Consider the following 11130-nt stretch of genomic DNA (forward strand, 5'->3'; position numbering starts at 1 on the left):
TGTGCGGCACCGGGCCGCAGTGGCCCGGCCCGGAATCGGAAGGAAAAGGGCTCAGGCCGCGGTTCTCGGACAGTCCTCCGGGAACTTTCCGCTGCTTTATTCGAGAGGTCGCGGCGACACGCGGGAATTGCGGTCGAAAGCCCGCTGAAGACGTACCGGTCCACTCATCCGGCCGGGTGAGGCCGACCGAAACGCGTGTCGTGATCCTGTGACAGAAGCGTGACCGGAGGGGGATCAGTGACCCTCGGTGCACGGCCCGGGCTTCCCCGGTCGGCGCGCAGCGCCTAGCGTGGCCGTATGGCACCCATTCCGACACCTCCAGCGGAACCCCAGGACAGCCCGGACGCCTACGTGGGCCTGGACGCGGCCACCGCCGAACGGCGCGCGCGTGAGCGGGGCTGGTCCACGGTGCGGTCGCTGCCGCCGGGCGCGATCATCACGATGGAGTACCGCGTGGGGCGACTGAACTTCGAGGTCAGGGACGACCGGGTGGTGCGGTCCTGGAAGGGCTGAGCGGGCGGCGCCGCCCGCTCAGCCGCCCGTCGTGGGCCGGGCCGCCGAGGGCGCGTTGCGCGGCGCCCGGTCGGAGTGCGGCGGCCTGCGGCTGCCGACCGGGGTGACCGGGGTGCGCTCGGAGCGGACCGTGTGCGGGCCCGGGGCGAGGTGCGGCGGCGGCCGGTTGGCCCGCACCGCCGACGGCAGGATGGTCTCGCGCACCGGCGCGGCCGGGTCGGGCTCCGGTTCGGCTTCGTCCTGCGGGGCCGCCGAGGCGACCAGCGCGGGAGCGGCGTCGCCGCCGTGCCCCGAGGCCGCGGGACCCGCCGTGGTCCCCGCCGTGCGGCCGACGGCCGCGCCGACGGGAGCCGGTGCGGGCGCGGGTCGCGGTGTCGTACGGGAGCCGGGGAGGCGCTCCGTCCAGCGGTCGCGCTGGGTGAGGATCCCGGCCTCGGCGCGGGCGATCAGCGGTTCGCACCAGGGCAGCGCGAGCAGGATCAGCAGACCGGCGGCCCAGCCGAGCAACACGTCGCTCAGCCAGTGCGTACCGAGGTAGACCGTGGTCAGCCCCACGCTCAGCGACAGCACCGCCGACAGGGCCGACAGCCAGCGCCGGGCCCGTGGCGTGGAGGCCAGGTAGGCGAGGATGCCCCAGGTCACCACCGCGTTCGCGGTGTGTCCCGAGGGAAATATGTCGCTTCCGGCCTGGAACCAGTGCCACATCTCGTTGGAGCCGACGTCGGTCGCGTAGTGCGGGCCCGAGCGGCCGAGGCCGTACTTCACGGCGCCCACGGTGATGTTCAGCAGCAGCAGGGCCGCGCCGAAGGCCAGCAGCGGACGCAGGGTGTGCTGCCGCCAGGACCGCCAGCCGAGCCAGGCGGCGACCATCACGGCGGTCGGCCCGCGCTGGCCGAGGACCACCCAGTAGTCCAGGAAGGCGTGGATCTCCGGCCACTGCTGGTACGGCCGGAAGAGCATCGCCTGCCAGTCGAAGCGGACCAGCCACGAGGTGACCGCGACGGCCAGCACGATGGCGAGGTAGAAGGCGAGCGTCGCGCCGAAGAGCACCACCCGGTGCCGTGTCATCCGCGGCACGTCGAGGACGGGCCGCACCGGTTCACGGTCCAGTCGGGCGAAGATCCGGTCGAGCCGGGTCGGCATTGGTTCGGTACGCACCCAATCGACGTTACAGGGAGTGAGGTCAGTTCCCCCGCGAATCACCGGGGTTGTAATGACGATGTGATGTGGGATTGATCTCAGAGCGGGGTTTATTTCCATGGATTCCGTAATCCCTGGACCTCCTTCCCCGCAATTCCTTTGATCATTCCTCAGGTAATGTTTTGGCTTGCTTTTATATGTGTTCACCGGATGGTGGGACGGTATTTCCCGGACGATCACCGCGGGGCCGTCGCGGGTTCACGGCGGACCCGAGCCGTTCAGCCAGAAGGCCCCGTACACCGCCGAGACCGCGACCGTCGCGGCCACCGCCAGGGCCGACGTGCGCGGACGCGCCCCCGCCAGGGCGCGGGCGAGCGGCAGCAGCAGCGGGAAGGCGGGCAGCAGCAGCCGGGGCTTGGAGCCGAAGTAGCTCGACGCGCACAGCGCGAGGGCGGTGACGGCGCCCGCGTACACCAGGAGCGGGAGCGGCTGGCGCTGCCGTACGCAGACGACATACAGCCACCCCAGCAGCCCCACCCCGACCACCAGCGCGACGCCCGCCAGGGCCGAGGGGAACGACGTGAACTTCTCGCCGACGAAGCGGGCGAAGGCGTAGCCGCCGTCGAAGCCGTTGCGCCACCCCGCCTGGACGTCGAGGTAGCCGAGCGGGCCGGCGCCGGTGCGGTGGCCGACCCACAGGACGTACCCGGCGGCGCCCAGCGGCGCGAGCGCCATACCGAGGGCGCGCCGCCAGACGGGTGCGCCCTCCGGGGACGGGCCGGGGGAGGGCAGGGGGGCGCGTTCGTCACCGTGGGCGCCGGACGGCGGGGCCGTGCTCCGGGCTCGCCCGGACGGCGCAACCCGCCGGGCCCGCCGGTCGCGTACGAACGTCACCACGGCGGCCGTCCACACCGCCGCCACCACGGCCAGCCCCACCGGACGGGTCAGCCCCGCCAGCAGCGCCAGGGCGCCCGCGGCCACCCAGCGGCCGGTCAGCACGGCGTACAGCGCCCAGGCGGCCAGCGCGGTGAACAGCGACTCGCTGTACGCCATCGACTGCACGATCCCGACCGGCAGCGCCGCCCACAGCAGTACCGCGCAGACCCCGGCCCGCCGCCCGTACACATGGTCCGCCACCGCGAAGACCCCCCAGGCCGCGGCGAGCGAGGCGAGCAGGCTCACGACGAAACCGGAATCGGCGTACGACAGCGGGGTCGCCGCATGCCCCAGCCGCTCCAGCCACGGCAGCAGGGGGAAGAAGGCCAGGTTGGAGTGGACGTCGCCGTTCGGCAGCCGCACCTCGTAGCCGTAGCCCAGCTCCGCGACCCCGGTGTACCAGAGCGCGTCCCAGCGGGCGGTGAGCAGCGGGTACGCGCTCGTGCCGCGCGCGGCGCTCCAGCCGGCCAGGACGAGCAGGCCCAGGGCGCGCACGGCGGCGTACCCGAGGAGGGCCGGGGCTGCCCGGCGCCAGGTGGGCGCGGCACCGGGGGGCGCCACGCGCGTCGCTAGATCGATCACGGGCTCGATTATCGGGTGGGCGCCGTACCGCCCGTGCCGGACGGCCGGGCGGCGCGGAAGCGGAGTGGTGTACGCCACATCGATCCGGTGGCGGTGTGAGAGGTCCGCCACGTGACCCTGTCCGGAACTCGCGTACGCTGACGTGTCACTCGCCGTTCGTCTGCGTGGGCCGGAGGAACCGCTCCTCTCCGGCCGAGTCGCGGGGAGTCCCCACCCCGTGAGCCCGCCGGACGCGAGGGAACATCTGGGAGGTACGTGTACATGTCCGGGACGACCTCGGCCGCCGCTGGGCTGCGCCGTCGGGCGGCCGGGGCCGGTGCCAACCGCTGGGTGGTTCTCGTCGTCCTCTGTACCAGCCTGCTGCTGGTCGCCGTCGACGCGACCGTGCTGCACGTGGCGATCCCCGCCGTCACCGAGGACCTCAGGCCCGGCGCGATAGAGCTGCTCTGGATCGTCGACGTCTACCCACTGGTCTGCGCCTCGCTGCTGATCCTCTTCGGCACCCTCGGCGACCGGGTGGGCCGCAGACGGATCCTGCTCCTCGGCTACGCCCTGTTCGGCGTGGCCTCCCTGCTCGCGGCCCTCGCCCCGGGCCCGCAGCTGCTGATCCTCGCGCGGGCGCTGCTCGGCGTCGGCGGCGCGATGATCATGCCCGCGACCCTCTCCATCCTGCGGCAGGTCTTCCCCGACCGGCGGGAGCGGGCGCTCGCGATCGGTGTGTGGAGCGCGGTGGCCGCGGTCGGCGCGGCGGTCGGACCGCTGCTCGGCGGCTTCCTGCTGGAGCACTTCTGGTGGGGGTCCGTCTTCCTCGTCAACATCCCGCTGATGCTGGTCAGCCTGCCGGTGGGGCGGCTGCTGCTGCCCGAGTCGACCGGCGACGGCCACGGCCCCTGGGACGTGGTCGGCGCGCTGACCGCGGCGGCCGGACTCTTCGCGACCGTCCTCGGGGTGAAGCGGCTGGGCGGCGGCGAGTCGGTGGCCAGCCCCTTCACGGTGCTGCCGCTGCTGGCCGGTGCCGCCCTGCTGACGCTCTTCGTACGACGGCAGCGGCGCCGCCCGTATCCCCTGGTCGACCTGCGGTTGTTCGCCCGTCCGGCGTTCAGCACCGCCGTCGGGTGCATCGTGCTGGCGATGCTCGCCCTGGTGGGGCTGGAGCTGATCGCCGCGCAGTACCTGCAACTGGTGCTCGGGCTCTCCCCCCTGCAGACCGGCCTGCGGCTGCTGCCGCTGACCGTCGCGGCGATGGCGGCGGGGCTGGCCGGTGCCCGGATGCTGCGGCGGTTCGGACCACGGCGGATGGTGTGCCTCGGGTTCTGTCTGACCGCGGGTGCGGTGGTGCTGCTGACCGCGCTGGGACGGCACGACGAGCCCGCGCTGATGCTCTCCGGGTTCGTGCTGCTCGGCTTCGGCCTGGAGGCGACGCTGTTCGGGGCGTACGAGTCGATGCTGAGCGAGGCTCCGCCGGAGCGGGCGGGCGGCGCGGCGGCGATCGGCGAGACGTCGTACCAGCTGGGCGCCGGGATCGGCATCGCGCTGCTCGGCAGCGTGATGAACGCGGCGTACGCGCCCGGGGTGCGGGCCGTTCCGGGGGTGCCGGAGTCGGCGTCCGCGGACGCCGGGCACTCACTGGGCGAGGCGTACGAGGTCGCCGCGCGGCTCGGCGGGTCGGCGGGGGAGAGCCTGCGACAGGTGGCTCGCGACTGCTTCGTGCACGGGCTGCACGTGACGTTGCTGGTGAGTGCGGGGTTGTTGTTGCTGGGGGCGTTGATGGCGTTGCGGTTGCCGCGGGTGATGCAGTGCGAGTCGGCGGCTCCGGCTGAGGTGCCCGCGCAGCGGGGGGCCGAGAAGTCCCGCGTCTCCGCGTGAGCGGTGGGGAGTCTTCCACCACACCCACCCGTCCGCTGTCCGTTGACGGGTGGACGCACCGCCACCGCGCCCCCTACCGTCGGCCTGAAAGCTGCTGTTAGCAGCGCTAGTTTTGAGTCGGAGGGTGTTGCCTCGTGTCCGCCAAGTTGCCCCCCTTTGATCCCCGCGACCCCCTGGGCCTCGACGACCTGCTCAGCCCCGAGGACCTCGCCGTCCGGGACACCGTGCGGCGGTGGGCCGCGGAGCGGGTGCTGCCGTACGTCGCCGAGTGGTACGAGACCGGCGAGCTGCCCGTCATCCGGGAGCTGGCGAAGGAGCTGGGCGGGATCGGCGCGCTCGGGATGTCGCTCAGCGGGTACGGCTGCGCGGGTGCCAGCGCCGTGCAGTACGGGCTGGCCTGTCTGGAGCTGGAGGCCGCCGACTCCGGCATCCGCTCGCTGGTGTCGGTGCAGGGCTCCCTCGCCATGTACGCCGTCCACCGCTTCGGCAGCGAGGAGCAGAAGCGGCGCTGGCTGCCCGGCATGGCCGCCGGTGAGCTGATCGGCTGCTTCGGGCTCACCGAGCCCGACCACGGCTCGGACCCCGCCTCGATGCGCACCCACGCCCGGCGCGACGGCGCCGACTGGGTCCTCAGCGGCCGCAAGATGTGGATCACCAACGGCTCCGTCGCCTCCGTCGCGGTCGTCTGGGCGCAGACGGAGGACGGGGTGCGCGGCTTCGTCGTCCCCACCGACAGCCCCGGGTTCTCCGCGCCCGAGATCAGGCACAAGTGGTCGCTGCGGGCCAGCGTCACCAGCGAGCTGGTCCTGGACGACGTACGACTGCCCGCCGACGCCGTGCTGCCGGAGGTGACCGGGCTGCGCGGGCCGCTGAGCTGTCTGTCGCATGCCCGGTACGGGATCGTGTGGGGCGCGATGGGCGCGGCGCGCAGCTCCTTCGAGGCGGCGGTCGACTACGCGACGTCGCGGGAGCAGTTCGGGCGGCCCATCGGCGGCTTCCAGCTCACCCAGGCCAAGCTCGCCGACATGGCGGTGGAACTGCACAAGGGGATCCTGCTCGCCCACCATCTGGGGCGGCGGATGGACGCCGGCCGCCTGCGTCCCGAGCAGGTCAGCTTCGGCAAGCTCAACAACGTGCGCGAGGCCATCGACATCTGCCGTACGGCCCGGACGATCCTGGGTGCCAACGGGATCTCGCTGGAGTACCCCGTCATGCGGCACGCGACGAACCTGGAGTCGGTGCTCACCTACGAGGGCACCGTCGAGATGCACCAGCTGGTGCTGGGCAAGGCGCTCACCGGACTGGACGCCTTCCGGTAAGGCCGGGGGTGGGGCGGGGCCGGTGGTGCTCGGCCCCGCCTCAGCTCTGGTTGAAGAAGCCGTCCGCCCGGTGGGCGGCCGGTTCCCCGCTGATGATCTCCGTGTTGGCGGGGGACAGCAGGAACACCCTGTTCGACACCCGGTCGATCGAACCGCGCAGGCCGAAGATCAGCCCGGCCGCGAAGTCCACCACGCGCTTGGCGTCGGCGGGCTCCATGGCCGTGAGGTTCATGATGACCGGGACCCCCTCCCGGAACAGCTCGCCGATGGCGCGCGCGTCCCGGAAGCTGTCCGGGGTCACCGTGCCGATCCGGCGGCCCTTCTCCTCGGCCGTGTCCGTGGCCACCTTCACCCGAGGGTCGGTGACCCAGGCGTCCCCGTTGTCGGTTCCCTCGGAGTAGTCGTCGTCGTAGTAGCGCTCGTCATCGTTGTCGTCGACGAGGCCGAGCCACGCACTCGCCTTGCGTACCGATCCCATGGACGCCTCCTCTCACAGCGGTCACTCGTACCTTCCGCATCCCTATGGTCATCCATGATGCGGACGTCGCGCCAAGTGGTTAGACGCCGCGCGGGGGGTTTGTGACGGTACTGGTGCACAGCGAATACGTCGAGAGTCCGTGTTTCCCAAGGGTCGTTCCGCAAACGGCTGCTGACTGTGAGTGAAATATGACTCTTGCCCGCGTCCGGGTGACGAGCGGTGCGTAAGGGTGAACGGGACTGTGCCAGGAGCGGGACACAGGAGATGACCATCCGTCGATAGGATGCCGTCGCTCGAAGGTGGGACACGTTCCCGCCGCACCACGGGGGAGCACGGGGAACGGAAGCACGGGGGAACGTCATGTTCGGCATCGTCAGGCCCTGCCGCCATCGGCTCGGTGAGCGGCTCCAGACGGAGTGGATGGCGCATCTGTGCGGGCTCTGTCTCGCACTGCGCCGCGACCACGGACAGTTCGCGCGGCTGGTCACCAACTACGACGGGCTGCTCGTCTCCGTACTGACGGAGGCTCAGGCGGGGCGGTCGGAGGACGGGCGGCGTACGGCGGGGCCGTGCCCGTTGCGGGGGATGCGGACCGCGTCCGTCGCCCGGGGGGAGGGTGCCCGGCTCGCGGCGGCCGTCTCGCTGGTGCTCGCCTCGGCCAAGATGCGCGACCACGTCACCGACGGGGACGGGCTGCTCGCCCGGCGCCCGGTGGCGCTCGCCGCGCGCAAGGTCGCCGACGGGTGGGGGCGCGCGGGCGCCCGCAGCGGGACCGCGGTCGGGTTCGACACGGGACTGCTGGTCGACGCCGTGGACCGGCAGGCCGGGGTCGAGGCGCTGGCCGGGCCCGGCACGCCGGTCCTCGCGGTCACCGAGCCGACCGAGACGGCCACCGCGGCGGCCTTCGCGCACACCGCCGTCCTCGCCGGACGGCCGGGGAACGCCGAGCCGCTCGGGGAGGCCGGGCGGCTGTTCGGGCGGTTGGCGCACCTGCTGGACGCCGTGGAGGACCGGGACGCCGACGCCGCCGCGGGTGCCTGGAACCCGCTCACCGCCACCGGGACGCCGCTCACCGAGGCGCGGCGGCTCGCCGACGACGCCGTGCACGGCATCCGGCTGGCGCTCGGCGAGGTGGAGTTCACGGACGGGCGGCTGGCGCACCGGCTGCTCGTGCACGAACTGCCCGCCTCCGTGGACCGCGCCTTCGGCACGTCCGCCACCTGCGCGCACGGCGCGGGACCGTACGCGCCGCCCGGTGGTCCCGGTGGTCCCGGCGGTCCGCCGCCGCCCGAGCCGCCGCGCGGGAACCGGCGGGGGCTGCTCGCGGGGTGCGCGGTGTGGGCGGGGCTGGCCTGCACGTGCCAGCTGTGCTGCGGGGAGTACACCAGTCCGTGGTCGGGGGAGCGCAAGGACGGCCTGTGCCGCCGGTGCGGCGAGAACTGCTCCGACTGCTGCGACTGTTGTGACTGCTGCTCCAACTGTTCCGGCTGCTGTGACGGCTGCGGCTGCGACTGCGGCTGTGACTGCTGACGGAAGCTGAGCGCGCCCCCGGGCGCCCGGTCGCCGCGGCATCCGGAACAACTAATTCCGGACAACCCCGGGTGCCGGGCGGCCGACGGGGGCGCGGGCCCGTCCCGCGGCCGACGCGGTGAGACACGGCCCGGTCTGACGGGGTGACGGGGGGCCGCCGCGGGCGGGCGCCCGGCGGGCGGTCGTACGGCCGCCGCACAGGCCAGCGGCCGAAAGGTGCCCTTGCGCCGACCGTACGTTCGGCCGAATACTCCCCCTCAGCGCTTGTCAGGGGCACGTCGTGTTCGGAATCCGAACCCCGGGCCGCTGGCTGCGCCTCACGGGCCCCGACCCCACGCGGGCCCCCGACTTCCCATGTGGAGGAACGACAAGTGAGGATCGAGCGCACCACCCCCCGCGGCGGCATTTCGAGACGGTTCCGGCTGATCGCCGTATCCACCGGACTCGTGGCCGCGGCTGCGATCGCGGTCCCCAGCGCGAACGCCAGCGACGCCGCCACCTTCAGCACCACCCAGCTCAGCAGGGCGAGCGACGCGGTGCTCCAGGCCGATGTGCCCGGCACCGCCTGGGCCGTCGACGAGAAGACCGACCGCGTCGTCGTCACCGTCGACAGCACGGTCTCCCAGGCCGAGATCGCCGAGATCAAGGAGAAGGCCGGGGCCAACTCCGGAGCGATCACCATCAAGCGCACCCCGGGCAAGTTCAACAAGCTCATCCAGGGTGGCGACGCCATCTACGCGAGCAGCTGGCGCTGCTCCCTCGGCTTCAACGTGCGCACCAGCAGCGGCGCCCAGTACTTCCTGACCGCCGGTCACTGCACCGACGGCGCGGGCACCTGGTACGCCAACTCCGGGCGCAGCACCGTCCTCGGGTCGACCGCCGGGTCCAGCTTCCCGGGCAACGACTACGGCATCGTCCGGTACACCAACTCGTCCATCAGCAAGCCCGGCACCGCGGGTGGCGTGGACATCACCCGCGCGGCCACGCCGAGCGTGGGCACCACCGTCATCCGTGACGGTTCCACCACCGGTACGCACAGCGGTCGGGTCACCGCCCTCAACGCCACCGTCAACTACGGCGGCGGCGACATCGTCTACGGCCTGATCCAGACCACGGTCTGCGCCGAGCCCGGCGACTCCGGCGGCCCGCTGTACGGCAGCAACGGCACCGCCTACGGTCTGACCTCCGGCGGCAGTGGCAACTGCCGCTCCGGCGGTACGACCTTCTTCCAGCCCGTGACGGAGGCCCTGAGCGCCTACGGCGTCAGCGTCTACTAGAACGCGGAAGAACTCCCAGCCTCCTGGAGAGGCCGGTCCGTCCGATCCGGTGAGCCCCCGCACGCGACCCGCGTGCGGGGGCTCGTCCGTGGGTGCCGCCGGGTGGTCACCCCTGCGTGGCGTTTGCGGTGCGAACGTTTCCTCGGGGGCGGTCCGGAGCGGGCCGGGGTGGTGAAGGAGCCGAGGGCGCGCGGTGGTTACCGTGTGCGCGTCCGGCAGTCGACCTTGTGTGCGCCCTGTGCGGTTGGGGAGAGTGGTCGCTCGTCAACCAGCCTTCCGGTCCCCGCGGTCCCCACGGCCGCGGGGGCCGACCCCCCACAGGAGGACGTGAGTTGAAGCACCGACGCATACCCGGGCGGCGGGCCGCCGTGGCGGGTGCGGGCATCGCCGCACTGATCGCCGCGGGTGTCACCTTCCAGAGTGCGAACGCCAGCGAACCCCCCACGGCACCGGCACCCCACACCCTCTCGGTGCCCGCGGCGGGGAAGCTCGCCTCGACGCTCGGCGCGGACCTCGGCGCCGCCGCGGCGGGCACGTACTACGACGCGCGGTCCGGGAACCTCGTCGTGAACGTCCTCGACGAGGCCGCCGCCCGGCTCGCCGAGGAGGCGGGCGCACGGGCCCGGATCGTCGAGCACTCCCTCGCCGAGCTGGAGAGCGCCCGGGCCGCCCTGAGCGAGGACGCTGCCGTCCCCGGCACGTCCTGGGTGACCGACCCGCGCACCAACAAGGTCGTCGTCACCGCCGACCGCACCGTCTCCGAGGCGGAGTGGGCCAAGCTCACCGAGGCCGTCGACAGACTCGGCGCGGTCGCCGAACTGAAGCGGACCAAGGGGGAGTTCACCCCCTTCGTCGCGGGCGGCGACGCCATCACCGGCGGTGGCGGGCGCTGCTCGCTCGGCTTCAACGTGGTCAGGGGCGGCGAGCCGTACTTCCTGACCGCGGGGCACTGCACCGAGTCCGTCTCCACCTGGTCGGACTCCTCCGGCACGGTGATCGGGGAGAACGACACCTCCAGCTTTCCCGGCGACGACTACGGCCTGGTCAAGTACACCGCGGACGTCGACCACCCGAGCGAGGTCAACCTCTACAACGGCTCCGCCCAGGCCATCTCGGGCGCCGCCGAGGCCACCGTGGGCATGGACGTCACCCGCAGCGGCTCGACGACCCAGGTGCACGACGGCACGGTCACCGGCCTGGACGCCACCGTGAACTACGGCAACGGCGACATCGTCAACGGCCTCATCCAGACCGACGTGTGCGCCGAGCCCGGCGACAGCGGCGGCTCGCTGTTCTCCGGCAGCAGCGCGATCGGCCTCACCTCCGGCGGCAGCGGCGACTGCTCGTCCGGCGGTCAGACCTTCTTCCAGCCGGTCACGGAGGCGCTGTCGGCCTCCACCCTCGGCCTGGTCTCGCTGGTCTACGGCTTCACGCGCGCCGAGTCGGACGGCTGGAGCGACGCGGTGACCATCGGCATGTTCGTCGCGTC

General features: G+C 72.8%; 8 protein-coding genes and 1 pseudogene. 6 read left to right on the forward strand and 3 right to left on the reverse strand.

The window, feature by feature from the left end:
- Positions 1–297: 297 nt before the first annotated feature.
- Positions 298–513, forward strand: a complete 216-nt coding sequence (locus tag ABZ659_RS31075) for an I78 family peptidase inhibitor (RefSeq protein WP_360226564.1) — start codon at positions 298–300, stop codon at positions 511–513.
- Positions 514–531: 18 nt separating this feature from the next.
- Here ABZ659_RS31075 and ABZ659_RS31080 read toward each other — a convergent pair whose 3' ends face one another.
- Complete coding sequence (locus ABZ659_RS31080) at positions 532–1671, reverse strand: phosphatase PAP2 family protein (protein WP_360226567.1); 1140 nt, start codon at positions 1669–1671, stop codon at positions 532–534.
- Positions 1672–1911: 240 nt separating this feature from the next.
- Positions 1912–3171, reverse strand: a complete 1260-nt coding sequence (locus ABZ659_RS31085) for a hypothetical protein (protein ID WP_360226570.1) — start codon at positions 3169–3171, stop codon at positions 1912–1914.
- A gap of 261 nt (positions 3172–3432) precedes the next feature.
- On the opposite strand from ABZ659_RS31085, the gene ABZ659_RS31090 reads away from it, so the two are divergent.
- Complete coding sequence (locus tag ABZ659_RS31090; protein ID WP_360226574.1) at positions 3433–5037, forward strand: MFS transporter; 1605 nt, start codon at positions 3433–3435, stop codon at positions 5035–5037.
- A 134-nt stretch (positions 5038–5171) separates the two neighbouring features.
- Positions 5172–6356 (forward strand): acyl-CoA dehydrogenase family protein, encoded by a 1185-nt coding sequence (locus ABZ659_RS31095; RefSeq protein ID WP_360226577.1) that lies wholly within the window; start codon positions 5172–5174, stop codon positions 6354–6356.
- 40 nt (positions 6357–6396) lie between these two features.
- Here ABZ659_RS31095 and ABZ659_RS31100 read toward each other — a convergent pair whose 3' ends face one another.
- Positions 6397–6834 carry a cell division protein SepF gene (locus ABZ659_RS31100; protein WP_360226580.1) on the reverse strand — a complete coding sequence of 146 codons (438 nt, stop codon included), beginning with the start codon at positions 6832–6834 and terminating at the stop codon, positions 6397–6399.
- 360 nt (positions 6835–7194) lie between these two features.
- On the opposite strand from ABZ659_RS31100, the gene ABZ659_RS31105 reads away from it, so the two are divergent.
- The 3 genes and pseudogenes from ABZ659_RS31105 to ABZ659_RS31115 form a co-directional block, all read left to right on the forward strand.
- Entirely contained in the window at positions 7195–8364 is a 1170-nt protein-coding gene (locus ABZ659_RS31105) for a DUF5685 family protein (RefSeq protein ID WP_360226583.1), read from the forward strand.
- Between the two features lie 371 nt (positions 8365–8735).
- Positions 8736–9641: a S1 family peptidase gene (locus ABZ659_RS31110; protein ID WP_360226586.1), complete on the forward strand. Its 906-nt coding sequence runs from the start codon at positions 8736–8738 to the stop codon at positions 9639–9641.
- A gap of 332 nt (positions 9642–9973) precedes the next feature.
- Positions 9974–11047, forward strand: a pseudogene (locus ABZ659_RS31115) (S1 family peptidase); the annotation flags it as partial.
- Between the last annotated feature and the right edge of the window lie 83 nt (positions 11048–11130).

This window comes from Streptomyces sp. NPDC006997 (assembly GCF_040635175.1).
Classification (GTDB): Bacteria; Actinomycetota; Actinomycetes; order Streptomycetales; family Streptomycetaceae; genus Streptomyces.